We start from the raw sequence: 22,902 nt of genomic DNA, 5'->3' as shown, positions 1-22,902 counted from the left end.
GACCAGCGCTCCCTCGACGAGTTTCCGCCATCCGCGATCGTGCGCCTCCGCGCTCGCACCGGCCGGTTCGCCGAACGGTCACTTCTCTCCGGCGCGACAGCGCCCCCCGCATTCGCGTCCCTCTCCGCGCACACGGGAGCTATCCTCAGGCTGCTCATCACCGCATGCCAGAGCACCTCACGGACCAGTCGACCCTCGGCAGCAGCCGGTGCCAGGCTCATGCGACAGTAGCCTCGTCAGCCGCGCCTCATGGCCCTGGATGAATCGTCGGCGACTTGATGGCGATGATCGTCCAAATGATCAGCCCCACGACGTTGATGCCGGCGAACGTCACGAACACCCGAAACCCCCACCCAGAGCGGAACTCGTTACCCGAAGAGTGGCTCCGACGCTGTCTCCACCCGCTCTGCGACCGCCACCCGACTGTTCTGTCCCTTCGCCACGCTCGCTCCCTCCCGGCCTCGGCCGCTACGATCGCCCCCCACCGTCCGATCGCGCGGCGGAAGCTAGTTCCGCCCGACCGAGAACGAGCGGTACCGATCCCTGTCGAGCTGCGCTGTCCAGCCCCGCGCCTCGACCGAGCCAGCCAGCACAGCCCGTGCCGGGAAACGGCTCAGCTGCGATGAACCAGTCGGTGCACCCGATGCGCTGAGCTTCTCCCTGCCAGTGCGCCGACGCGTCCGCGTGATCTCGCCACTCTCCTGACAAAGAGCGAGGCAGAGAGCGAGATCGCCGCGGGTCCCCTCCGCGGCCGGGGCCGAACGTCGCGCACGACCAGCACAGCGCGCTCGACTGGATCTCCGGCACCGTGCCACCCCTACCCGCTCGCCCGGACGCCGTTCGTCCGTCGAGCGTCCCCACAGCGCCCGCTCGAGCAGCCCGAGCTCGACGCGCAGCGCGCGCCTCCATCCTGCCCGTTCACTCCGCGACTGCGCCTCCCGCCTCGCCCGCTCGCGCGTCGTGTCGGCGCCTCGATCCTGCCTGTCCGTTTTCCGACCCTCCGTGCTGTGTCTTTTAAGTGAGAGCGGATGGTTGCGCGACCAGCCAAGCCTGCTCCGCTGGGACAGCAGCCGGATCGGAAAACGCATTCGTGACGCGCGTGCTGTTCAGTAGCCGTACGACGCCGGTTCGCTGGACACGAGTCGACCAGCCGCCTCTCGCGCGCGGTCGTGCGTCTCGGCGCGCTCGGGCGCGGTGGACCAGTTCCCAGCCGCCTCCCAGCCGCCTCCCCCGCGCGACTGCGCTGGCAGCGATCGCGAGCCGGGCGCGGGCCAACGGACAGCCGATCGGCGAGCAGCCGCACCGTCACCGGCGCGACCAGCCTGCGCCAGCTGACCGAATCCTTCCTCCTCGTCCGCATCCAGGCACCGCGCGCCGGAGGAGCCGGTTCCTGCCTTCCGCCTGATCGTTCGGCGTCGAGTCGGGCTCGGCCAGCAAAGCCCGACAACGCACCGGCGCGCCTGCACCGGTCAGGCCTCGATGGCGACGCAGCGTCCCACCCAACGTGCCGCCACCTGACGCCCCGCGGGCGCCCCGGTGTGCCCAGTGGACCAGGAATCCGTGCCCACGCCGCTCGCCGGGATGCAGTTGATCACCGCGCCTACCGAGCGGTGGAAAAGCACTCCGGCCAGCTGCGCACCGTTCGCGTGGCACCACGAGCGGCAGGGATCGCTCCTCCGGACATCACCGGAGACGCGTGGATCATCACCGATAGTCCACGTAAATTGCGGAGGAAATGGATGGAACCCTCTTGTGACTTGAATCCAGTACTGCGTGGCGCTATCATGACGCCAGGGTGGCGCAGCAGAGGGGAGCGCCGGATGCCCGATCCACCGCTGACGGCCGATGAGCAGCCCGAGCGCAGCGGCGACGACGTTCGTCGGCGCGGTTGGTTCTGGCACTGGAACACCATCATCACGCAGTTCGCGCCCTTGATCGGTCTCAAGGGGGTCGGTTTGCTCAATTCCTATACCGTCTGGACCGACCGTCGGGAGCATTCACCCTATCGTGGGTACGCGTTCCCGTCCCAGCAGGCCGAAGCAGCGTTTTACGGGGAGGATCGTGCCGAACTGATCACCATCAACAAGATCCTGGTCGCGCTCGATCTGATCGAGATCCGCAAGGAAATGGTCACGCGAACCGACGAGGCCGGTCGTCGATGGCGAGTCCCCCACAACTTCTACCGCGTCAAAGATCGCCCCGACGGCTTCGTCCTCACCCCGGAGGCGGTGCTGCGCGTCGTCGAGCTGGCCGCCCGTGACGACGCCGTCTACCGCTACATCCGACACGTCTTTTCCCCCCGCTTCGCCCCGATCGATCGCGACAACGTTTGGCACCAGATCCTTCCGGTCGTGCGCCAGCACCCCCTCTGGCAAAAGCTGGCCGCTCGAGCAGCCGCTGAGGATGCCCGCGCCTCGGCTCGTACGCGCGCCGGTCACGTGCGGCGCAAGCGCACAGCAGCCAGCGACGAGTCAGCCACATCGCTCAGCACCACTGTTGCCCAGAGCGACACTGCTCAGCCCGCCGATGTTGCGCTGAGCAACAGTGGTTCACCGACCGTTGTTGCATCCAGCGACGATGGTTTCCCCAGCGAGAGCCGAAGCAGTGTTGGCCCGGCCAACAGAGAGGAGGCAAGCAGTGTTGCTCCTGACGACACGACGTATCACCAAGGTGAGCCTACGACTACGACGACTGCCCGCGATCCTCAGGAAGTGGCTGAGCCGCCAGCCGGCGGTGCCGGTCCGTTGCTCGAACCGTCGCCGCACGTCATCGCCTGCTACGAAGCGGCGAACGCACGCCCCGCATCGCCGCTGGAGCGGACGCTCCTGGCCGAACTCGAGCGGGAGTTCCTCCCCTTGGCCAGCGCACGCGGTGAAAGCTCAGCTGAACTCCTCGTCGCCGCGATCCGCGAAGCTGTCGCGTCCGGCTCGCGCTACGTCGCCCCGAAGCGCATCCGCGAAATCCTCGCTCGCTGGGCGCGTCACGCCGTTCGGTCGAGCACTGCGACCACACGAGCAGTAAGCTCTCAGCCAGCTTCCTCTCTCGCCAGTTCCGCCGTTCCGGGTCTTCACGTCGACGGGCTCCTCGCGCCGGACACGCTCGATCGACTCGTCACCTTGCTCGAGGAAGCGCTCGCCGCACGGCTGACTCGCTCGCAATCTTCTCCTTCCCAACCGGGCGGTTCCTCGCTAGCGGTCTCCCTGGGCAACTCTCCCAGCGTGCTGGAGCGAGCGAACAGCGAGCAGTCCGCCGGACTCGCCCCGCTCTGGTCGCTGGCCCAGGAGCATCTGAGCGAGCGTCTGCCTGCTTCGGCCATCGCCGAATGCATCCGACCCGCTCGACTGCTGGCTGCATCCGACGCCGGACCGGTCGTGCTCGGTGTTCCCAGCGCGACGGTCCGGCGCCACCTCGAGCGGCGTTGGCTCGCGCCTGTCCGCGAGGTGCTCGCGACCCTGCTCGATCGGCCAGTCGAGATCCACATCGTCACCTTCGCCGAGTGGGAGGGCGGGAACAGTGCCAGCTGAGCATCCATCCTGCTCGCAACCGGCCACGATTCCTGCTCGCTGCGCCAGCGTCCTTGTCCGGGGCGTGGACGCTGGTCGAGCGCACGGCTCTCACCGGCGAGGAAGGCACCGTGGCCAGTCCGTGCTCGTCGGATCCTCGCTCGGCTACCGGTGTCGTGCCGCGAGCCAGCGGGTCGCTCACCAGCCGTCCTGCCGAGCCCGAACGTGTCCCCGCTGACAGTGCGCCCTCGTGGCGATGATCGGGACGAGTGGGCCTCGCAGCCACGCGCCATCGTCGTGCGCGGCGAAGCGCGCTCCCGTCGGGGAAACTCCTAAGCCTGCGCAGATCTTGCCGGAACGGTTGCAGCTCCAGCGCGTGGCTCGTTGAGCACGAGGCGCCACATCGCTCGGTACTGCGGGGCCGTACCGACCCGAGCGGAACGACCCTCGTTCAAACGACGACTGTGGTCAGGATCTCAGCTGCTGCCGATCGTGCCTTGCCCGCTCGCGCTCTCCTCCGCGCGGTCGCACAGGAGGCAGTGTTCCTGAGAAAGCGAGCGCTTTGCGGCCTCGGCGCGGCGAGGAGGGGCGGAATCGCCCGGTGGAGAGACAGCGTCTGGTTCGCCCAGCTACCACCAGGGAAAGGGCATTCCTGGCCGGGATCCGCCTGCAGCAGGAGATCCGTGCCGGGGATCCAGTAGTCGCTTCCCCATCTCGCGCACTCTCGGGTGTGGACTGGCGAGGGCTGCTCGGGCCGGTTCCGGATGCCGGTGTCGCGTCCACAGGAGCTCTGCGGCTGCCTCGGCCAGTTCTGGTCGCGGATGCTGGACCACTCTGGCCAGGATCGGCGCGATCTCCGCAGTGGCGAGGACCTGACCGAGCGCCCAGAGCGCGTCAGCGCGCACGTCTGCGGGTTCCTCCTCGGCGAACGTGAGGGCTGCTGCCTGCATCCGAGCGCGTGCGTCGACGCGCAACGCCAGGCGCCAGGTCGCCCGGCGAGCTCGACCGCTCCCGTCGCGCGTCCAGTGCTGCCAATTGGGCAAGAGCAATTCGGGCCACCGTCCCGCCGCTGTCTCGACGGCCAGACCTCGGACCACCTCGTCGCGGTCCACCAGCGCAATGACGAGCAGCGCTCGCTCGGCCCAGGGCGGCAGAACGATCTCCCGCGTTGGATCGGCGACGAGCACGGTCAGCACGAGTTCCCGCGCTCGGGTGTCGCCCCGGCGGAGCACGCGCAGGGCAGCTGAGACGAGGCGAGTGATCCCTTCTTCGGCCAAGCGCTCCCACAGCGCCAGCGCGGCATTGCTCCCGGCGAGCCATTCCAGATTCGCAGCGAGCGTTGCCTGGTCCGCTCGCTCGACGACGGCTCGCGTCGAGAAATCGCGCTGCTCGCATCGGAAGTCGTCGCGAAAGCCCAGGAGCAGATTGGCTAGCGCTGTCGCGCGGCTTCCTTCGAGGACGGGCAGGACGGCCCGCCGGAGCCAGCGGCGACCGCTCGCTGTGGCCAGGGCTGCCGTCCAGCTGGGCTCGAGCGTCTTCTGTTCGCAGGCAGTCAGCGTCGGCGCGTTTTCCTTTGGCATGCTGGTCTGCGTCTCCCGCACAGCCTGAGTGTACCCGTTGCCAGCCTGCTACCCTGACCGAGCGATCCGGGCCAGAGACTGGTGTTTGGTACGATTCCGGCCAGGAAAGTCGATGCGCTACCAGGAGAGGAGTCTGCATCATGTCGTCGTCTCGCGAGAACCTGCCGCCTGCAGCGTCCCAAGCTGAGCGCGTGCCGCGCCGGGCGCAGCGCAAGCTGGAAGCCGAGCGGCGGGCTCGCCGGCGTCGCGTGCTGTTCATCACTGTTCCCGTCGTCATCGCCCTGGTCGCGGCGGGGGTCGGGATCTGGTGGAGCCAGCGCAGCGCTCGCGAGGTGGCCGCTGTCCAGATGCCCGATGTCTCCAAGTACACCAGCGTTCCGCGCGACGGCCGTGTCCTCGGCGACCCCAACGCTCCCGTGCACGTCATCGAGTGGGGTGACTACCAGTGCCCGGCCTGCAAGAGCTTCGAGCAGCGTTTCTTCCCCACCATTCTCGAGCAATACATCGTGACCGGCAAAGTGCGCTGGGAATTCCGTGATTTCGCCTTCATCGGCAAGGAGTCGGTCCGGGCAGCCGAGGCAGCGGCCTGTGCACTCGATCAAGGGAAATTCTGGGAGTTTCACGCTGCCCTCTACGCGAACCAGACCGGTGAGAACGTCGGGGCCTTCACCGATCGGCGTCTGGAGGAGATCGCGCGCGTCGCCGGTCTGGATGTCGGTGCCTTCCGCTCCTGTCTCCGCCAGGGCAAGCACGCCGACGAGGTCCAGCAGATGGTGCGCGAAGCCCAGTCGCTCGGTGTCCGTGCGACGCCGTCCTTCAGCGTGAACGGGAGCGCGCCCTTCACCATCCGCAGTCTGAGTGATCTCACCCAGCGCATCGAGGAGGCATCGAAGTGAGCGGTCGTCCTCGCTGGCAGCTGGTCTCGCTCGCTCTCGCTCTGGCTGGAGCTGGTGTGGCCGGGTATCTCACGCTCGTGGCCTACGATGAGTCGCTCCTCGTCTGTGGCCTCGGCGACTGTGCGACCGTGCAGAACAGTCCCTATGCCAAGCTGGGCGGTATTCCGATCGCCCTCTTGGGGCTGCTCATGTACCTCGTGCTGCTCGGGCTCGGCGTCGTGCGCTGGCGCCTCGTTCACCAGACCGAACTCCTCACCAGCGCCAACACCAGCATCGCGCTCGCCGGAACGCTCTTTTCCGGGTATCTCACTTACCTCGAACTCTTCGTCATCCATGCCATCTGCCAGTGGTGCGTTGCGAGCGCGGTCATCGTCACGCTGCTGCTTCTCGTCGAAGGATGGGGACTGCGCCAACTGCTGCGCGCTGAGACCTCCGCGCTCGTCTCCGCACCCGCTCCGCCTCGCCAGCGGCGTCAGCAACCTGCGCCGTAGCGTGCCAGCAAGCTCGCTCGGCTCATCCAGGCTCGACCGGGCCAGGCCCGTTCCCGGTAGCGTTCGGCCATTCGCCAGCCAAGCGGGTGGTAGATGGCGATCAGGCCGACGAAGAAGAAACGCTGCAAGCGTGTGTACCAGGTCGGTGGCGCCGGCTCGACCTGAAAGCCCAGGCGGCGCCCAGCCCGCGCGAACAGCGTCACCCCAGTGAGCGCGCGTACCTCGCCCAGTTCGCCCCGTGCGATCCGACAGGCGAGTTCCGCCAAGTCCTCGCGTGCCAGGCGCAAGAGTTCCCAGGGAAGCGATGCACCGGCCAGCCACAGCCGGAGCAACCGCCGATTGTCGAAGTGGAGCTCGACGATCGTATCACCCGGCTCGATCCGTGTCCCGTCGGCCAGGATCATCGTCGGGCCGCGGTAGCGCACGATCCGGTAGCGAAAGAACCCTCCTGGCCGGACCGACTGTGGTCGCCACACCAGTTCCGTCAACCGCTCCCAGCCCAGCCAGACCGCCAGGAGGCCGATCGCTCGCCCGCCTCCTGCGCGTCCCAGACGGATCAGCCACCAGGGCAGTTCTTTCAATAACGCCAGTGCCGACCGACGCCGAGTTCGGCGAGGAGCCAGCGGAGAAAGGTGATCACCAGTCCCAGGCGGAGCGGCAGTCGGCGTAGGCGACGCGGTGATGTGGCGATCCAACTCGTCGTCAGGTGGCAAACCGGAACTCCCATTCGCTGAAGTCGCTGCAGGAACTCCCGGTCCTCGGCGATTTCGAACCGTTCGTCGAACCCACCCGCCCGCTCGAACCACGCCCGGCTACAGTACAACATCTGTGCCCGGATACGGAAGAGCGTCTTGCCGAGTTCCATGAGGTCGAAGAACCAGCGATCGAGCCGATCCGTCGTCTCCGCGATGACGCGGATGCTTCCTGCCGGATAGCCGGTATGCCAGTGCGCGACGAGCTCGCTGGCGAGTGTCGGTGCCATCACCGAGTCGGCGTCCAAAAAGAGCAGGAGCGTCCCCTGGGCCACTGCGGCCCCGCGGTTCTTCGCTCGGCTGCGTCCGGGCGTGCGTTCCTCGACCAGCACGATGCGGAGGGGCGCGAGTTCTCGCGCTACCTGGAGGACGACCGCTGCGGTTCCGTCGCTCGAGGCGTTATCGACGACGATCGCCTCGAGCCGTTCCAGTGGCCAGGCCTGCCGGGCGATAGAGCGCAGAGCACGAGCGACGAACGCTTCTTCGTTGCGGGCCGGGATGATCACTGAAATGTCGATCGTCCCGGCCACGTTCTGCACCACCTCAATAGGGCCAATCTCGGCCGATACCGGCGAGCGCCACCAACCATTGCAGCGCGGTCACTAGAAGTCCCAGGCGCAGCGGCCAGCGGTGGAGTCGCCGCGGCGATGTCAGCACGCTGCTCTCAGTCACGAAGCCGACTCGCCAGCCGGCCGCTCGAATCCGCCGCAAGAGATCGTAATCCTCGGCGATGCGCAGCCGCTCGTCGAAGCCACCCACTGCCAAGAACACGTCCCGGCGGACAGCGCACAGCTGCGTCGGCACGCGCAGTCGCTCTTTTGCCCAGGTTGCCAGGAAGAAGAATGCTCGGTCGATCGGGTCGTTGGAGTCCGCAACCACCCGCAGGCTCACCGCGGCCTCGCCGCGGTGCAGATGCCCGAGTACGGTTGGGATCATGGTCGGTGCGAGGCGCGAGTCGGCATCCAAAAACAGGAGGACTTTCCCGCGCGCGACCCGTGCACCGCGGTTTCGTGCCCGGCTCACACCGGGACGCGGCTCGTGCACGACCTGGAGCTGCAGTTCGGGATGCGCGTGAGCGAAGCGACACACGACGGCAGCAGTACCATCGGTCGAACCGTTATCGACGACGATGACCTCGAGCCGTTCGAGCGGCCAGGCCTGGTGCAGGACCGAGACCAGTGCGCGCTCGATCGTCGCCGCCTCGTTGCGGGCCGGGATGACGATGCTCAGGTCAGGGCAGTGCGATCGCTGCTCCATAGGTCGACGGTTCGCCTCCCCGTTCCAGCTCGCGTGCCAGTTCGCGTAAGGCTCGTCGGCAGACCGGTGAATCGGGTGCTCCTTGTGGATGGAAGAAGACGGAGATCGTCCGGGCTCGTGCCCGCCAGGGAGCGAGAAGCCGGGCGCCGAGCTGTGCGAGTCCCTCGTGCAGCCAGGGGGTTCCCATGAAGCCCATCCAGGGGGTCGGCAGACGGCGCTGGTCGCAGACATCGACGAGGAAGAGCATCTCGACCAGATAGGCGAAGCCGAGTTCCGCGAGTAAGCTTGGCAGTTCCGCGGTATGGAGCCACCCCGGTGGACAGAAGCCAGTCGTCTCCAACCCACACGCAGCCAGGATTTCGCGCCCAGCGATCAGCCGAGCCCGTTGCTCCGGCCACCCCAAGCTGGCGAACTCGGCCACCTCGCGCGCGAAGAGCGCCGCGCGCGCCACAGTGAGCGGGTCGCCCCGCCAGCGCCAGGCTCGTGCATGCGTGTAGCCGTGGAGCACGATCTCCGAACCGTTCGCGACCTCCACCTGCAGTAACTCGACCAACTCGGGGCAGCGACGCAGATCGTCCCGGCCGTTGTGGCAGGGGATCACCAGGAGGCTCCGCGGGCGCGCGCCGATCGCATCGAGTTCGCGGAGCAGCCAGCGGACTTCCTCGACCCAGGCTGGTGCGACATCGTGTACCGAGACGAGTACCCGACGGGCCATGCCCCTCTCCCTCGACCCGGCGCAAATCATACGGCAGGCCGATTCCGCTTGGTTCGTGGTCACCAGTGCCCATGGTGCCCGCAGGTGGGTGCTCACCTGCCGACCACGGCCAGGCTGTTCGGTCGGACGAAGAGCCGAGCCGGTCGGTCAGCGGCTGGCCAGGCGAAGCAGGGCCGAGCGCGTCGTTTCGCCTCGCGTGAGAGTTCCACTACCCGTGGGACGACTGCTCGAGCCTGAGTCACGCTGCTGGAGCAAGCGGTACAGGCCGGCGACCGACAGGCGCACGGCGAGAGTGTGGACGAAGCCTGGCTGACCGGTCGCCTACGGCAACTGCGGAATCGTCTCCCACTTGCCGAAAGACGCCGTGCCAGCGGCCAGCCCTCCCGCGGTGCTCGCCCTTCCTCGTGAGCGATGACGTGAGCAGGTCGCGGTCTTCCCCGTTGCCTGGCGACGGCACTGCACGCTGCGCGGACGGGCGTTGCTCGCAAAGACCTCGCGTCGTCTGGGCCTGCCAGGTCAAGAGGCCGTTCCTCGCTGGTGGCGGAGGTCGATCATCACCAGTGGCTGTGATGTGGGCGAGGGACTTCCCAACGGCCCCGGCTCCACGGTGATCGCGAGCGTCCCGAGCGTTGCTGGATCCCCGACCACCGCGATGCGGCGAGTTGTCTCGGTAAAGGTAGCCATCGGTACCGGTGTACCGTCCGGTATCGCCCAGAGCTGGTACACCCTCTCCGCCGGAAGGGTCGGGAGCCCGCGAAGGTCGATCACGAGCACCTGCTCGGAGGGTAAGTAGCGGATATTGCCGCTCACCGTCCCAGCAGCGATACGATACTGGACGCCGCTCAGCTGGCGTTGCAGCATCACGTTCCATCCAGCGAGGATGAAGCTCGCCAGCAGTGCGACTACTGCGAGACCCCACGCCAGGGCCACTCGTTGCTGGAACCGTTCGCGCCACCGCTCGAAGCGGCTGCGCACAGCCTGTGGTGTCGCAACTCGCTCGCCTTGCTGCTGCACCGCAGCACGAATGGAGGTACGGAGTGACCCTGGCGGCTCTCGTTCCGGAGCAGCGAGAGCGAGGACGAGCACCGTCGTACGAAAGCGATCCAGCTCGACTCTGCAGTCGGTACAGGTCACGAGATGCGCTTCGACGCGTCTCTGTTCGTCCTCGGTGAGAATGCCGAGCGCATACCCAGGCAGGAGTTCTCGAATCTCTTCATGTTGTACCCAATCACGTTGGCTGTTCATCTGCGAGAGTGGCATCGGGGGCTTCTCCTTCATATCCCTCGAGGGTACGTCCCAATCGCAGGAGTGCCAGGCGCAGCCGGCTTTTGACCGTGCCGAGTGGAATGCGGAGGCGTGTCGCGATCTCGTGATGGGTGAGCCCTTCGAAGTACGCGAGCTCTACGACCTCGCGTTGTTCCTTCGGCAGTGCATCGAGTGCCTTGAGAAGATCGGCTCGTTGAACTCTCTCGATGATTTCGCGAGCTGTGTCGTCAGCGATACTGGGAAGGACAACGGCATCGAGACTGACGAGCTGGACTTGACCCCGCCGTCGGCGAAGGTGGTCGATCGCGCGGTTCCGCACCACCGTCAGTAACCAGGCACGCGCTGAGCCGGTGTGCATGGTCAGGAGTCGAGCATGGTGCCAGAGGGCGAGAAAGGCGTCTTGGACGACCTCTTCCGCGCTCGCGGCATCACCTAGAATACGGTAGGCTAGGCCGAACGCTTGTCGACCATACCGGTCATATAACTGCACGAGAGCGTCCTCGTCTCCCCGAGCGACTGCTTGGAGAAGGGTAATGTCCTCGCCGCCCGACATCTCCAGCAGCCCTCACCTTCTACACGCGTACGAGTCTCCGCGGGATTACCCCGTCGTGTCATCCTCAGTTTAACAGCCGCTGGAAGATCGAGGAACCGCGAGTGATCCGACCGGGTCTGGAGTACGTTGTCTTCGTCGGGAAACGTGCCGAGAAGCGGAAAGGAGGATCCGGATCATTTCGGATTGACGGTGCCCGTTCATGGTGGTAGAAAATTCTGCTCTCCAGCAGTGATCGGAAGTGGAAAGGATGGGAGTGTATGCAGTGCCAAAGTGTTCAAGATATCATCTCTATTGCCGCCACTGCTGAAGCGCTGGCAGTGACAGTGATCGGTGAGGCGCTCGCGGCCGCTGAGCGCGGTGAGCTGGCCTTGACCGAGGATGAGCGGACGTTTCTGCGAGCGGCCCGCGCGGCGGAGCAGGCGCACTACGAGGTGCTCACTGCTGCCGGTGCCAAGCCGCTCACGCTCGTCTTCACCGTGCCCGATACCCGTGCCGTGAGCGATCCCGTCTTGCTTCTCCGTACGGCGATCGGCTTGGAGGAGGCCTTCATCGCCGCCTACTGCGCCGCTGCTCAGCAGTTCGCGAGCCTCGGTCAGCCCGACCTCGTGCGTGTCGCTGTCCAGATCGGTGGAGTCGAGGCAGAGCATCGAGCTTTGCTTCGCCACTTCGCGATCCTGCGTGGTGCTCTTGGCGGCGTCCCGGATGACGTCGCCTACCAGAAAGCGTTGTTTTCCAGTGTGGGGAGTGCGGCCGATGCCCTGATCCAACTCGGCTGGATCGGTGGATCCGGACCGGAAATCCGTTATCCCGGACCTGGAGCGATCGACACGCGGGGAGTCAAGCAGCTCCGTCCGTGACAACTGGCGAAGACATCGGAGAAGAAGGCAAAAGGAGGTCGTGCGATGTCACATGCGTTAGAGCTCCCTGCTTCGCTGCAGGAACAGCGCCTGACCCGCCGCGCCGTGCTGCGTGGTACGACCGCACTCGGTGCTGGGGTGCTCGCTGCTCGCCTCGGCCTGCTTCGGGCCGTTGCGCAGGAGACCGAGTCAGTAAAGGAGATTCTCGACATCGCCGTGACCGCAGAGGCGATGGCGGTCACCTTGCTGGGCGGAGCGATCGATCAAGCCCGCAAAGGTGCGTACGACAAGCCGGTGCCGGATCCAGTGATCGCGATACTCGAAGGGGCTCGGGCTGCTGAGCAGTTCCATTACGAGTACCTTACTGCTGCCGGCGCTCAGCCGCTGACGACGACTTTCACGATTCCCGATACCTCGATTCTGACGAAGTACGACTCCCTCTTCCAAACGATCGTAACGCTCGATACGGCCTTCATTGCGGCCTACATGGCTGCAGCGCAGCAATTCACGCGACTCAAGCAGCCGGACCTTGTGCGGGTTGCTTTCCAGATCGCCGGGGTGGAAGCTGAGCATCGGGTCCTGGCGAATGTTGCGCTCGGTACCCGACCAGCTAACGATGTGGCCTTCGAAGCGGCACTCTTCCAAACAGTCGGTCAGGCTGCCACCGCACTCAAGGACCTCGGCTACATCGGTGGTCGTGGTCCAAGCGTCACCTACCCTGGCCCCGGTGCCATCCGTCGGGATCTCATCACGCAGCAGACACCAGGCGACGTTTCGGCGGTCTGCGAGCCGCCGACTGCCGGTGGCGGCCCTGTCGTGCCGCCCCCCGAAGCACTCCGCCCAGCGCAACCGAAGCCCGGTGCAGCGTACTTCCCGGAGACCAATCACAATGTGAGCGGTGCATTCCTCCAATACTGGCAGCGCTATGGCGGTTTGCCAGTGTTCGGTTATCCACTGAGCGAGGAGTTCGAACACGCTGGGATACGCATGCAGTATTTCGAGCGAGCCCGCTTCGAGCTCCATCCTGGATCCTGGCCTGAGCGCTGGGACGTACTCCTCGGCCTTCTCGGTCGCGAAGTGACAACGGGACGCCAAAGCGAGGCACCCTTCCGGCCCAGCATGCCACTACCTGGTGCCGCAGTGTGGGGACACGACTCCATCACGGAGCAGACAGATGCTATCTATTTCATGGAGACGCAGCATAACCTCGCGCACGGCTTCCTTCGCTACTGGTGGGCCTACGGCGGGCTACCGATCTTCGGGTACCCGATCAGCGAGGAGTTCCGCGAGCGGAACCGCGATACTGGGAAGGAGTACGTGGTTCAGTACTTCGAGCGTGCTCGCTTCGAGTGGCATCCCGGCGAGTGGCCGGAGCGGTGGGACGTGCTCCTCGGTCGCCTCGGTGCAGAGTTGCTGAATCTCTAGTCCGCTCCCGTGCGCTTCGATCGGCGGTCGTGGCTCGCGCAAGAGCGCGCCACGACCGTTTCCTTCGCTCAGGCTGCCACCACCCACTGCTCGATCGCTTCGTCCCAACCAGTGAGCGTCCCGTCGCGAACGATGACGACCCGTTCCTCTTCTGCCATCTTCCGTGCCTGGTCCACGAGCTGGTCGCCGGTGACGACGGGAATGACGTTCGGGACGACACGACGGAGCAAATTCGCACGTGCCAACGCCCGCTCCACGTCGCTCGCATCGACCGTCGTCGAGACTTCGATGACCAACCAGACCGTAGGCGTTGCCGGGTGCTCGTCCAACTCGCCGGTCACGATGATGTCGGCATCCAGCAGCCGCGGCAGCTGGCTGCGTGTCAGGCTCTCGCGGACGAGCCTCCGTATCTCCATCGGTGGGACGACCCGCGTGGCATCCATCCAGCTGCCGAAGATCGCCGGGGCACGGTCGCGCATGCGTACCTCGAGGTACCAGCTGCGCGCTCGAGCTCAGCGATCGTCAAGTCGCTGCACACTCAATGCCAGGAGTGCAACCTCAGCGGTCATCTGCGCGATCTGGCCCTCCACCCGCTCCATGCGCTCGGTCAGGGCAGTGATCTGCGCCGTGGTCGCGCGCTGCTGTTCAGCCAGTTCCCCGACCACGCGGCGGAGGGTAGCCAGTTCGCGCTCCACCAGGGAGGAGCGTTCAGCGAGGAGCTGGAAGCCCTGCTGGGTCGACTCGGCCAGGGAGCGGACGAGGCTGGCCAGCTGTGCCAGTTGGTCGGCCAGCTGGGCGAGTTCGCGGCCGAAGAGGAGCTGGGCCAGCTGGCGGCGCAGGTCGGGGTCGTGGCGGATGCGGTCGAGCAGTTGCTCGAGCAGGTGGTCGATGGCCATCGGGCGGGTGTCCTCCCTCGTGCCGGGCAAAACCAGCGTCGCGCAAGCAGGATTCGCGTCTACTCGATCCTCGTGCGTCGCACCTGGGCACCTATCGCTGCGCGATCCGTCGAGGAGACTCGACGCGTCTCTGCGCTTCTCGCACCGCTTGCTTGGGGCGGTAGCGGCGGAGACGCTTGCCCCCGCACTCCACCTCGGAGTGGTGTCGCGCTCGCTGTTCGAACGCCCATGCGACCCGTTGGCGAGCCTGTCCCGTCCGACCGGCATCCCAGCCGATCGCTCCGCGCGTTGACTGCGACACAGCGCTCGCTGGTGAGGTTGGGTGAAAGAGCCGGTCCTCGCTCGCGGGATCGGACGGAGGTCGGCGCGCCTGCCCCGAGCGAGAAACGCTCGCAGTTGGCTCTGCACTGATTCAGCGCGTGCGAGGTCGGTCCGCTCCTGCTCTGTCCGAGAATCCGTCGAGCTCGGTCCTCGGCTCACACGCCGTGCAACGACCCGGCTGCATCGATGGACACGCAGCCCAGGGCCAAGTTCGCTCGCGATGCTGCCGAACGACAGCTGTTGGTCGACACTCGCCGGCCTGAGGGGCAGGGCGCTAGCGTGGGACTGCCGTGGCATGCCGGCCAGCACTCGCTCGCATGCCGCAAACGCGTTCCCTCGCCGCACGCCGCTCTTTCCGAGCAAGCCAAAGCGTTAGCCAGTCGCCACCCACCGTTGGAGGGCCGCCTCCCAGCCTTCCAGGGCACCATCGCGTACCACGACGAGCGCCTGCTCCTCAGCGAGATACCGGGCTTCCTCCGTCAGCTGGGGACCCCAAACCACCGGGATGACGTTCTCGGTGACCTGCCGCAAGAGGGCTGCCCGCTCCAAGGCACGCGCGACGTCCGAGGGGTCGACGACCGCCGAGACTTCCACGACCAGCCATACCGTCGGGGCGTTCGGGAGGTCATCAGCCCGCCCGCTCACGATGACATCGGCCGCCAGGATCCGCCGTAGCCCCTCCTTGCCCAAAACGGGCAATACGCGCCGTCGGATCTCGTCCACCGGGGCCAACCGGACTCGTTCGAGCCAGGGGCCGAAGACCGCGGGTGCTCGGTCCCGGGCCTTGCTCTCCAAATACCAGCCGCGCAGCTGCCCGATCGAGTCCTCGTGCCGCCGGGTCATCTCGACGAGTTCGCTGACTTGGGCAGCGAGCAGCTGGATCTGTGCAGTCGTGGCCGCCTGCTGCTGTTCCACCCGCTCCATGCGTTCGGTAAGTTGGCGAATCTGCTCGGTCGTGGCTGTTTGTTGCTGCTCCACCCGCTCCATGCGCTCGGTCAGGGCAGCGATCTGGCCCTCTACCCGCTCCATGCGCTCGGTCAGGGCAGCGATCTGAGCCGTGGTCGCGCGTTGCTGCTCAGCCAGTTCCCCGACCACGCGGCGGAGGGTAGCCAGTTCGCGCTCCACCAGGGAGGAGCGCTCAGCGAGGAGCTGGAAGCCCTGCTGGGTCGACTCGGCCAGGGAGCGGACGAGGCTGGCCAGCTGTGCCAGTTGGTCGGCCAGCTGGGCGAGTTCGCGGCCGAAGAGGAGCTGGGCCAGCTGGCGGCGCAGGTCGGGGTCGTGGCGGATGCGGTCGAGCAGTTGCTCGAGCAGGTGGTCGATGGCCATCGGGCGGGTGTCCTCCCTCGTGCCGGCGAAAACCAGCGTCGCACAATCGGTTAACAAGTGTACTGGATCCTGTCGCTCATGGTCGGATACCCATCGCACGGTGACTGGCTGGAGAAGGTCGGGCGATGCTGGCGTGAACCAGCTGGAGTGAAACCGGTATCCGCACGGACGCCGGTCGGCCGTCAGGAGGATCGTCGGCTCCTCGCGTAGTGGCGGTGACCGAGCGCCAGCTGACAGGTTCCTTTTCTCCTTCGTGGTCCCCCGATGGCACCCCGGCCGCACTCGAGAGGCAGGCGCGCCTCTCCGGTCTCGAGATGCCGCGCTGGATCGGCGCGCGCTCGATCCGGCGCGAGCGAGCCACGCTGTCCCGCAGCCAGGCATGAACAGGATCGTCCGTGGCGACTGTCTCTCTTCACCCTGAGTCGTCGATCTTGGCGACCCGGTACTCCTGCGACGCCACCAGCGATCGAACGGAACGAGTTGTCCGGGAACAGGCTGAGGACCAAAGCCCCCCACAAGCCAGCCCCGTCGAGCATGCCGCTCGAACGACTCGCTTTTGTCTCTCGCGGGAACCACTCTGCGCAACGCGCAGCACCTGGCCTCGGTGCGGCTGACAGCGACGAGCCACCAGCGTACGCGGTAGACTACCCGACTCCTGTTCAGGGTGGTTGACGATGGTGATCAGGGCCGGAGTACGCGGTAGCTTCCCGGGAACGATCAGGCGGGAGCGAGCCCCGGTTAACCCGTCACAGGGAGAGCAGATCGACCGGTAGCTCCCCGAGGACGATCAGGTGCGAGCGGGCGCGGGAAAGCGCGACAGACAAGGGTTCGTCGACCCGCGGATGTGCTAGGTCGTCCAGCTCGGCCAGAATCACGACCGGCGATTCCAAGCCCTCGAACGCGTGGATACTCGAGGCGCGCACGCGATGGTTCACCTCCTCGCGATCGACGGGCTCCCAGGTCAGTTGCCAGCGCGCAGCGATCCGTGTCTTGTCCCGGAGAGCGCTGCGCTCTCGGCTCCGCGGTGTCAGGATCACGACATCGCGGGGCTCGATTCCTTCTTCCTCGAACAGTCGCCGCAGCCGGCTCGCGAGCGCCTGCAGCACGCCCTGCCCGGTGACCGGTACTTCTTCGACCTCAGGTCCATCGGGACCGCGGAAGAGCGGCTCGATGCTTCCACGGTAAAAGGGGCGAAAGCGCTCGAAAATCGGCCTCGTATTGCGGAATACCTCTGCAAGCATGTACGGTTCGTCGACGATGGGAAACTCGAGCTGCCGGGAGTCCGTGTAGAGGGTTTGGTTATCGTCGTAGAAAATGTAGAGGAAGCCCCGCTCCTGATCACCCAGCACCTCGAGCAGCGCGATCCACCAGTCGGTCAGAAAATCTTGCCCCTCGTCGACGATGATGGCGTCGAAGCGGAGGTCGGGCAACTGCTCCACCGAGTCGATCAAGATCTGTGGCGCCTGCTCTTTCCAGAATCGCTCCTCCTCTCGTCGATCACCTGCTGGCGGTTGGAACCGTCTGCCCGTTCGCTCGCAAAAGTCCCGCACTAACCCATGGAAGTGAGTCACGACGAGAAGCGGTCGGTCGCCCTCGAACAGCTCGGTTGTCCCCAGAGCATCCTGCAAGGTGCGCCGCATCCACCTGCTCAGATTGCGGTTGAAGCAGGTCAGCAGGACTCGGTTGCCCTGCAGCGCGAGCTGGCGAGCCTTCTCGATCGCCAGCATCGTCTTTCCTGATCCTGCCGGCCCGACGATCCGCGCTCGGCGGTGCCGCTCCAGCAAGCGGAGCACGGCGAATTGTCGCTCGGTGAGTTGAACGATCTCCTCTTCTGCTTCCCGAACGAGTCGTCCGAGCCGCGGCTTCCGCACCTCGATCGTCGGACTCAGCGCATCGACCAGGGCCTGGATCGCCGCCGGAGCCAGGGGACCTTCCGGTCGCGGTCCGCCCAAGGCTCGGCGAATCGCTCCATGCAGACCGGTCAGCGAACGCTCGTCGAGCACGATGTCCGGTTCGACGTCAGGACCCAGCCACTGCTGTCGAAGTGTCACATCCGGGAAGATCACCGCGTGCCGGATCGGATAGTCGAACAGCTTCGTTCGAGGTCCTTCCTTCAGTTTCCGTGCCAGTGCATAGCGAGTCCGCCGCGCTTGCTCGATCGGGTTCCCGATCGCATGCTGTTCCCCACGCCGATCCAGGGAAAACCATTGCCCCGTGCGTGCGTCCCTCCGGATCCCGCCCCCCTTGATTTCCAGTACCAGCACGCCGCACTCCGGCTCCACGATGATGAAGTCGGCCTCCGCATCGATCTCGTCCGGACCGTCGCGGACCAACAACCGGACCCCAAAGAGAACGATGCACTCGTCAGGCAGCTGGTGAGCGAGGACGCCGTAAACCAGAAGCTTCGCATCGCTTTGGAAGCCACAGTAGCGCGGGAACTGCGGATACATCGTGGCCATGAGCCGACTCCTGCCCAATGGCGATCCACGATGCCGGCACCGGTACGGCGTCCATTCTGCGAGATGTCGAGAGACCTGTCGAGGAGCGAACTGTCGGCGCGGAGCCCTGACGAACCGCTCCGGCTGGCCCCGCCATGATCCGAGCGCTCTCCGACCATCGAATCGCCAGCGCTCGCTGCCGCCGATCGCGCTCCTCGACCCGAGCCGCCGCGTGTACCCCGCTCGCCGCGGCGCCGAGCTTCGCTCGCGAAAGCGGGCGAACTGGCTGCTCGCATCGCTCGACCGGCCGCCGTCCTCGTGTGTCGAGGGAAGCCGCTGCCCGCGCGCTGCACCGTCAGCCGCACTCGTGTGCTGGCTGATGAGTCGCCCACCGGCCGCTCGGTGCAGTCCAGCCACCGCCCACCAGGCTGTGCTCGCTCGTCGCGCCGCCAGCCTGAGCGCATCGGGGCAGCGGCAGGCTCAGCCGCGATCGTGCCTCTCGAGGCAACGCGGCGGGATGGCCGACGAAATGCCTGTGCTGCCGGACACGATGACGACGCGCTCGTCCCGCTTCGTCACTCGCGCGACCGAGCCAGTCGTGAACGCCGCCCTGCCGGTAACTGGGTGCCGGTCGGCCATGCTGGACCGGAGTGCCACGTCGAATGCCACTCGGTACCCGTCGCAGCCCTCCCCACCGAGGGCGCCCATCGACGGCAGTCGTCCGCGCTCGCTGTCAGCTGACAGCTTTGTCGAGAGCCTCAGTCCGACCTTCTCTCGCTCGCGGGGCGGCTCCGCTCGTCCCGCTGTCGGCCCTCGGAGCCCGCCTGGTGCGAGGCACCCGTTCCCGCTCACTGCTCAGGCCCGCGCCATGACTGTCGCCAGGCGCGGGAGCAAGCGCACGTACGCGCGCGCCATCGTCCGGAAGTCCTCCAGCCGGTACGACTCATTTGGCGCGTGGACGCGGTTGTCCGGCATGCCCCAGGCGAAGAACAGCATGTCGGCCCCGAGCTCGCGCTGGAAGAGCTCGGCGACAGGAATCGTCCCACCGACGCGGGTCATCAGCGGCTCCTTGCCGTACAGCTCGCGCAGCACCTCGCGCGCGGCTGCCAGCGCTGGATGATCGCGCCGGATCGCGAACGGACGAGCCGAGCCGGGGAAGCGCGTCACCCGCACCTCGGCCCACGGCGGACAGTGTGCCTGCACGTGCCGCTCGATCAGGTCGAGGATCTCTTCGGGATCCTGATCCGGCACCAGCCGGCAGGTGATCTTGAGGTGCGCCTCGCAGGGCGTCACCGTCTTGATCCCCTCGCCCTGGAACCCGCCCCAGAAGCCGTTGAGGTCGAGCGTCGGACGAGCCCAGGCGCGCTCGAGCGGCGTATACCCTGGTTCGCCCCACAACGCCTTCGCCCCCACGTTGGCCAGGAACTCGTCCGGATCGAACGGGACGGCGGCGATCTCGGCCCGCTCCTCCGGCGAGAGTTCCCGCACCTTGTCGTAGAAGCCAGCGACCGCCACTCGTCCGTCCGGCGTGTGGAACGTCGCGGCCAGCTGCACCAGCGTCTGCACCGCGTTGGCGATCACCGCACCGTACTGACCGGAGTGCATGTCGGTGGCAGCAGTCCGGAGATCGACCTGGCAGGCGCAGATCCCCTTGGAGGAGAGCGTGAGCGAAGGCTGGTCGTGCCCGTACATCCCTCCGTCGGCCGAGATCACCACATCGCAGGCCAGCAGCTCGCGATACTGCCGGATCGCCGCGGCCATGCTCGGCGAGCCGATTTCCTCTTCTCCCTCGAAGAAGAACTTCAGGTTGATCGGCGGATGACCGATAATACGGACGAGCGCCTCGATCCCGCAGAGCGCGGCGAAGAGATTCCCCTTGTCGTCCGAGGCGCCGCGGGCGTACAAGCGACCGTCGCGCAACGTCGGCTCGAAGGGTGGCGTCTCCCAGAGTTCCAGCGGGTCGGGTGGCTGCACGTCGTAGTGTCCGTAGACCAGTGCGGTCGGGAGGGAGGGGTCGACCGGCCAATGCCCGAAGACGATCGGGTTTCGCTCCGTCTCGAGCAAGCGCACCTCCGGAACGCCGATCGCTCGCAGCCGGGCTGCGACCCATTCGGCTGCCCGCTGGACGTCCGCCTGATGCTGCGGCAGGGCGCTCACGCTCGGGATCCGCAAGAGATCCCCGAGTGCCTGCAGGTGTTCCGCTTCGTGTTCCGCCAGATAGCGATCGCATCGCTGGACCAGATCCTGCATCGCAGACCTCCTTTCCGCACCGCAGTATCGCACTCCGCGCTCGTTCCTGCAGCATGGGAACCCCTGTGTTCCCGTCGCTCGACGATCCTGGTCACGAGTGGTCGAGTGGTCCGAGAGGTGGAGAACGATGCGTTCACGATGGTTCGTCACAGCCCTGCTGCTCGCGACGCTGCTCGCTCCCGCGCTCCCTGTGAGCGCCCAGCAACCCGGCCTCAGCGTCGCGTTCTGGCGTACCTGGGCGCGGGCTGATCGCCCGGTCGCCGAAGGACGTGCTGCCCGCACCTGGATGTGGGGCCCAGCTCCCATCACCCACGTACTGGTCGAGGAGTACGACGAAGCGACCGACTTCGACGGGGACGTCCTCGGGTTCCGCATGGTCCAGTACTTCGACAAAACGCGCATGGAGATCACCGATATCGGTGCCGACCCCGTCAATCCCTGGTACGTGACCAACGGGCTTCTGGCCAAGGAGCTCATCACCGGTCAGGTCCAACTCGGTCACAACCGGTTCGCCCAAGCCCCCGCTGCCCGCGTCCCGGTCGCTGGTGATCTCGACGATCCGAACGCCCCGACCTATGCCAGCTTCCAGCCGCTCATGGGGTACCAACCCTTGCCGGTCGGTATGACCATCATCCAGACCGTCGACCGGAACGGCACCGTCGGGGCCGACCAAACGGTCGCCCGCTACGGGGTGACTGCTGCTGCCCTGGTGCGCGAGACGAATCACACGGTGGCCAGCGTCTTCTGGGACTTCATGAACGCCCGCGGCACGGTGTACAGCGATGGGGCCTTCCGGGAGGACCGCCTCTTCGAGAATCCCTTCTACGCCACTGGCTTCCCGCTCACCGAGGCCTACTGGACGACCGTCCGCGTCGGCGGTGTCCCCAAGCGCGTCCTCGTCCAGGTCTTCGAGCGTCGCGTGCTCACCTACACGCCGGATAACCCACCCGGCTGGCGCGTCGAGGCTGGGAACGTGGGACTCCATTACTACCAGTGGCGCTACGGCCAGCTCGGCGAGCAACCGGTCACCTGGGATACGGCCCGGCCGGAGGAACTCCCGTACTACGACGCCATCATCCCGACCGTCTTCCCGCTCGCCGCGGAACTCCAGCCGCTCGCAGCCATGCTCGATAATCCTGCCCTCGATGCTCCTGGTTGGCGCGCTGACATCGAGCGCCGCCTGATCTTCCTCCAGGACTGCGCCCGAGCCATGCGCGAAGCGACGCCACCACCGACGCTCTCGGCGTTCCATTCCGAGCTGATGGTCGGACTCGAACTGGTGGAGCGCGGTGCGGTCCGTATCCGTCGCGCGCTCGATACCCGCGATCCGGTGCTCCTCTGGCAAGGCCGCGACGATATCGCAGCAGGCCTGCGAGCCTTCGCCAACGCATTCGAGCGCTACAGGAACCAGCTGCGAGCAGTGCCTGGGTCCGAGCCGGTCGTCTTCCTCGCGGAGGGAGTGCACTGATGCGATGCACCGCTTGCCAGGCTGCTTTACCGGCTGAGGCACGCTTCTGCCCTGCTTGTGGTCAACCCGTGCCTGATCCTGTGCCTACGCCGGACACCGCGGCCCTTCCCCTCACCGCGGGGAAAGCGACTGGCGACTCCCCAGCCAGCAGCGATGCTTCGCTGCCCGCACCGGACGAGCCGAAGGGGCAGCCAGCGCCTCCCTCGCCGCCAGATCATCCAGCCGCACCGGGTGAGCCAGCCATGCCGCGCTCCTCGGCCGCGTCAGCCAGCGCGCCAGCCCCCGGCCGGAACCGCACCGTCACGTTGCTCGGTATCCTGAGTGGTCTCCTCCTGCTCGCCCTGTTGGCCAGCGGGGCGCTCGCTTACGTCGAGCTCGATCGCCGCCAGGCCCGCGAGCGAGCTCTCGGGGAGCAAATCGCCTCACTCTCCCAGGCGAACCGCGATTTCCAGACACAAGTGCAGTCGCTCACCAGCGAGCGCGACCGGTTGGCGACCGAGCGCGACCAGCTGATTGGCGAGCGAGATCGCCTCCAGTCTCGCCTGAACGAGCTCATGGCGACGAACGCCGAGCAGGAAAAGCGGATTCAGGAACTCACCGGGCAGGTCCAAGAGCAGAGCCGTCAGCTCAGCCAGGTGCGCGAGGAAGCCACCCGCCAGCAGCAGCGTGCCGAGACAGCTGAAAATATTGGTAGTATTCTCACGCGGGTTGTGCTCCTCGATGACCAGATTCACAACGAGTTCGACAACCTCATCGATGCGATGACAGACATGCAGAACGCCTATCGATACGGTGACCGCATCGCATTCGCGAACGCCTACGAACGAGGGCTCCAAGCGGCGCGACGCTTGGACCAGTTGTTCGCCCAGCGCGACCAGCTGCTGGCGCAGCTCGGCTTCTAGGAGGCA

General features: G+C 66.4%; 19 protein-coding genes. 7 read left to right on the top strand and 12 right to left on the bottom strand.

Annotation, left to right across the window (positions count from 1 at the left end):
* Nucleotides 1-1,820: 1,820 nt before the first annotated feature.
* The gene (locus tag TRD_RS09915) at nt 1,821-3,524 is read left to right on the top strand and encodes a hypothetical protein (RefSeq protein WP_041437223.1); all 1,704 of its coding nucleotides are present in this window, start codon (nt 1,821-1,823) and stop codon (nt 3,522-3,524) included.
* 608 nt (nt 3,525-4,132) lie between these two features.
* Here the strand turns inward: TRD_RS09915 and TRD_RS09910 are convergent.
* Nucleotides 4,133-5,083 (bottom strand): hypothetical protein, encoded by a 951-nt coding sequence (locus TRD_RS09910; RefSeq protein WP_012642918.1) that lies wholly within the window; start codon nt 5,081-5,083, stop codon nt 4,133-4,135.
* 140 nt (nt 5,084-5,223) lie between these two features.
* Between TRD_RS09910 and TRD_RS09905 the strand changes: the two genes are divergently transcribed.
* Together TRD_RS09905 and TRD_RS09900 are read left to right on the top strand one after the other, a co-directional pair.
* On the top strand, nt 5,224-5,979 hold the full coding sequence (locus tag TRD_RS09905) for a DsbA family protein (protein WP_012643148.1): 756 nt from the start codon (nt 5,224-5,226) through the stop codon (nt 5,977-5,979).
* Nucleotides 5,976-6,470, top strand: coding sequence for a vitamin K epoxide reductase family protein (locus tag TRD_RS09900; protein WP_012642442.1), 495 nt, complete (start codon nt 5,976-5,978; stop codon nt 6,468-6,470). Before TRD_RS09905 ends, TRD_RS09900 begins: the two co-directional genes overlap by 4 nt.
* Here the strand turns inward: TRD_RS09900 and TRD_RS09895 are convergent.
* The 6 genes from TRD_RS09895 to TRD_RS09870 all read right to left on the bottom strand — a co-directional run bounded on the left by TRD_RS09895 (nt 6,452) and on the right by TRD_RS09870 (nt 11,013).
* A complete protein-coding gene (locus TRD_RS09895; protein ID WP_012642571.1) occupies nt 6,452-7,051 on the bottom strand; it encodes a YkoP family protein in 600 nt (199 codons plus the stop codon). The two genes, TRD_RS09900 and TRD_RS09895, sit on opposite strands and share 19 nt — an antisense overlap.
* Nucleotides 7,048-7,752, bottom strand: coding sequence for a glycosyltransferase family 2 protein (locus TRD_RS13815; protein WP_226980750.1), 705 nt, complete (start codon nt 7,750-7,752; stop codon nt 7,048-7,050). Before TRD_RS13815 ends, TRD_RS09895 begins: the two co-directional genes overlap by 4 nt.
* Nucleotides 7,753-7,765: 13 nt before the next feature.
* Nucleotides 7,766-8,479: a glycosyltransferase family 2 protein gene (locus tag TRD_RS09885; protein WP_012642671.1), complete on the bottom strand. Its 714-nt coding sequence runs from the start codon at nt 8,477-8,479 to the stop codon at nt 7,766-7,768.
* Nucleotides 8,454-9,194 carry a polysaccharide deacetylase family protein gene (locus tag TRD_RS13810; RefSeq protein WP_012642462.1) on the bottom strand — a complete coding sequence of 247 codons (741 nt, stop codon included), beginning with the start codon at nt 9,192-9,194 and terminating at the stop codon, nt 8,454-8,456. The genes TRD_RS09885 and TRD_RS13810 overlap by 26 nt, the downstream gene beginning before the upstream one ends.
* Before the next feature lie 516 nt (nt 9,195-9,710).
* Nucleotides 9,711-10,454 carry an anti-sigma factor gene (locus tag TRD_RS09875; RefSeq protein ID WP_012642741.1) on the bottom strand — a complete coding sequence of 248 codons (744 nt, stop codon included), beginning with the start codon at nt 10,452-10,454 and terminating at the stop codon, nt 9,711-9,713.
* Nucleotides 10,423-11,013, bottom strand: a complete 591-nt coding sequence (locus tag TRD_RS09870) for an RNA polymerase sigma factor (protein WP_012643300.1) — start codon at nt 11,011-11,013, stop codon at nt 10,423-10,425. Before TRD_RS09870 ends, TRD_RS09875 begins: the two co-directional genes overlap by 32 nt.
* Nucleotides 11,014-11,270: 257 nt before the next feature.
* Here TRD_RS09870 and TRD_RS09865 point away from each other — a divergent pair, with 257 nt between their 5' ends.
* Complete coding sequence (locus tag TRD_RS09865; protein WP_012643187.1) at nt 11,271-11,870, top strand: ferritin-like domain-containing protein; 600 nt, start codon at nt 11,271-11,273, stop codon at nt 11,868-11,870.
* A gap of 45 nt (nt 11,871-11,915) precedes the next feature.
* Nucleotides 11,916-13,295 (top strand): ferritin-like domain-containing protein, encoded by a 1,380-nt coding sequence (locus TRD_RS15135; protein WP_012642875.1) that lies wholly within the window; start codon nt 11,916-11,918, stop codon nt 13,293-13,295.
* Nucleotides 13,296-13,363: 68 nt separating this feature from the next.
* Here TRD_RS15135 and TRD_RS09855 read toward each other — a convergent pair whose 3' ends face one another.
* The 5 genes from TRD_RS09855 to TRD_RS09825 form a co-directional block, all read right to left on the bottom strand.
* Complete coding sequence (locus TRD_RS09855; protein WP_012643001.1) at nt 13,364-13,774, bottom strand: hypothetical protein; 411 nt, start codon at nt 13,772-13,774, stop codon at nt 13,364-13,366.
* 33 nt (nt 13,775-13,807) lie between these two features.
* Nucleotides 13,808-14,191 (bottom strand): hypothetical protein, encoded by a 384-nt coding sequence (locus TRD_RS09850; RefSeq protein ID WP_012642645.1) that lies wholly within the window; start codon nt 14,189-14,191, stop codon nt 13,808-13,810.
* Between the two features lie 693 nt (nt 14,192-14,884).
* Nucleotides 14,885-15,838 carry a coiled-coil domain-containing protein gene (locus tag TRD_RS15130; protein ID WP_012643268.1) on the bottom strand — a complete coding sequence of 318 codons (954 nt, stop codon included), beginning with the start codon at nt 15,836-15,838 and terminating at the stop codon, nt 14,885-14,887.
* A gap of 746 nt (nt 15,839-16,584) precedes the next feature.
* Nucleotides 16,585-18,297: an NERD domain-containing protein gene (locus TRD_RS09835; protein WP_143714759.1), complete on the bottom strand. Its 1,713-nt coding sequence runs from the start codon at nt 18,295-18,297 to the stop codon at nt 16,585-16,587.
* Between the two features lie 834 nt (nt 18,298-19,131).
* Nucleotides 19,132-20,526 (bottom strand): dipeptidase, encoded by a 1,395-nt coding sequence (locus TRD_RS09825; RefSeq protein WP_012642636.1) that lies wholly within the window; start codon nt 20,524-20,526, stop codon nt 19,132-19,134.
* A 127-nt stretch (nt 20,527-20,653) separates the two neighbouring features.
* Between TRD_RS09825 and TRD_RS09820 the strand changes: the two genes are divergently transcribed.
* Nucleotides 20,654-21,994, top strand: coding sequence for a hypothetical protein (locus TRD_RS09820; RefSeq protein WP_012643032.1), 1,341 nt, complete (start codon nt 20,654-20,656; stop codon nt 21,992-21,994).
* Entirely contained in the window at nt 21,994-22,896 is a 903-nt protein-coding gene (locus tag TRD_RS09815; protein ID WP_143714758.1) for a zinc ribbon domain-containing protein, read from the top strand. Before TRD_RS09820 ends, TRD_RS09815 begins: the two co-directional genes overlap by 1 nt.
* Nucleotides 22,897-22,902 lie beyond the last annotated feature (6 nt).

Source organism: Thermomicrobium roseum DSM 5159 (genome assembly GCF_000021685.1).
GTDB lineage: Bacteria > Chloroflexota > Chloroflexia > Thermomicrobiales > Thermomicrobiaceae > Thermomicrobium > Thermomicrobium roseum.
Note: the sequence above shows the minus strand (reverse complement) of the source record. Positions and strands in the feature narration are given on the sequence as shown.

Bases quoted from the DNA above. Each gene is read 5' to 3' on its own strand.
- TRD_RS09915 (WP_041437223.1), top strand. From the start codon at position 1,821: ATGCCCGATCCACCGCTGACGGCCGATGAGCAGCCCGAGCGCAGCGGC.
- TRD_RS09910 (WP_012642918.1), bottom strand. From the start codon at position 5,083: ATGCCAAAGGAAAACGCGCCGACGCTGACTGCCTGCGAACAGAAGACG.
- TRD_RS09905 (WP_012643148.1), top strand. From the start codon at position 5,224: ATGTCGTCGTCTCGCGAGAACCTGCCGCCTGCAGCGTCCCAAGCTGAG.
- TRD_RS09885 (WP_012642671.1), bottom strand. From the start codon at position 8,479: ATGGAGCAGCGATCGCACTGCCCTGACCTGAGCATCGTCATCCCGGCC.
- TRD_RS13810 (WP_012642462.1), bottom strand. From the start codon at position 9,194: ATGGCCCGTCGGGTACTCGTCTCGGTACACGATGTCGCACCAGCCTGG.
- TRD_RS09875 (WP_012642741.1), bottom strand. From the start codon at position 10,454: ATGCCACTCTCGCAGATGAACAGCCAACGTGATTGGGTACAACATGAA.
- TRD_RS09870 (WP_012643300.1), bottom strand. From the start codon at position 11,013: ATGTCGGGCGGCGAGGACATTACCCTTCTCCAAGCAGTCGCTCGGGGA.
- TRD_RS09865 (WP_012643187.1), top strand. From the start codon at position 11,271: ATGCAGTGCCAAAGTGTTCAAGATATCATCTCTATTGCCGCCACTGCT.
- TRD_RS15135 (WP_012642875.1), top strand. From the start codon at position 11,916: ATGTCACATGCGTTAGAGCTCCCTGCTTCGCTGCAGGAACAGCGCCTG.
- TRD_RS09855 (WP_012643001.1), bottom strand. From the start codon at position 13,774: ATGCGCGACCGTGCCCCGGCGATCTTCGGCAGCTGGATGGATGCCACG.
- TRD_RS09850 (WP_012642645.1), bottom strand. From the start codon at position 14,191: ATGGCCATCGACCACCTGCTCGAGCAACTGCTCGACCGCATCCGCCAC.
- TRD_RS15130 (WP_012643268.1), bottom strand. From the start codon at position 15,838: ATGGCCATCGACCACCTGCTCGAGCAACTGCTCGACCGCATCCGCCAC.
- TRD_RS09835 (WP_143714759.1), bottom strand. From the start codon at position 18,297: ATGGCCACGATGTATCCGCAGTTCCCGCGCTACTGTGGCTTCCAAAGC.
- TRD_RS09825 (WP_012642636.1), bottom strand. From the start codon at position 20,526: ATGCAGGATCTGGTCCAGCGATGCGATCGCTATCTGGCGGAACACGAA.
- TRD_RS09820 (WP_012643032.1), top strand. From the start codon at position 20,654: ATGCGTTCACGATGGTTCGTCACAGCCCTGCTGCTCGCGACGCTGCTC.
- TRD_RS09815 (WP_143714758.1), top strand. From the start codon at position 21,994: ATGCGATGCACCGCTTGCCAGGCTGCTTTACCGGCTGAGGCACGCTTC.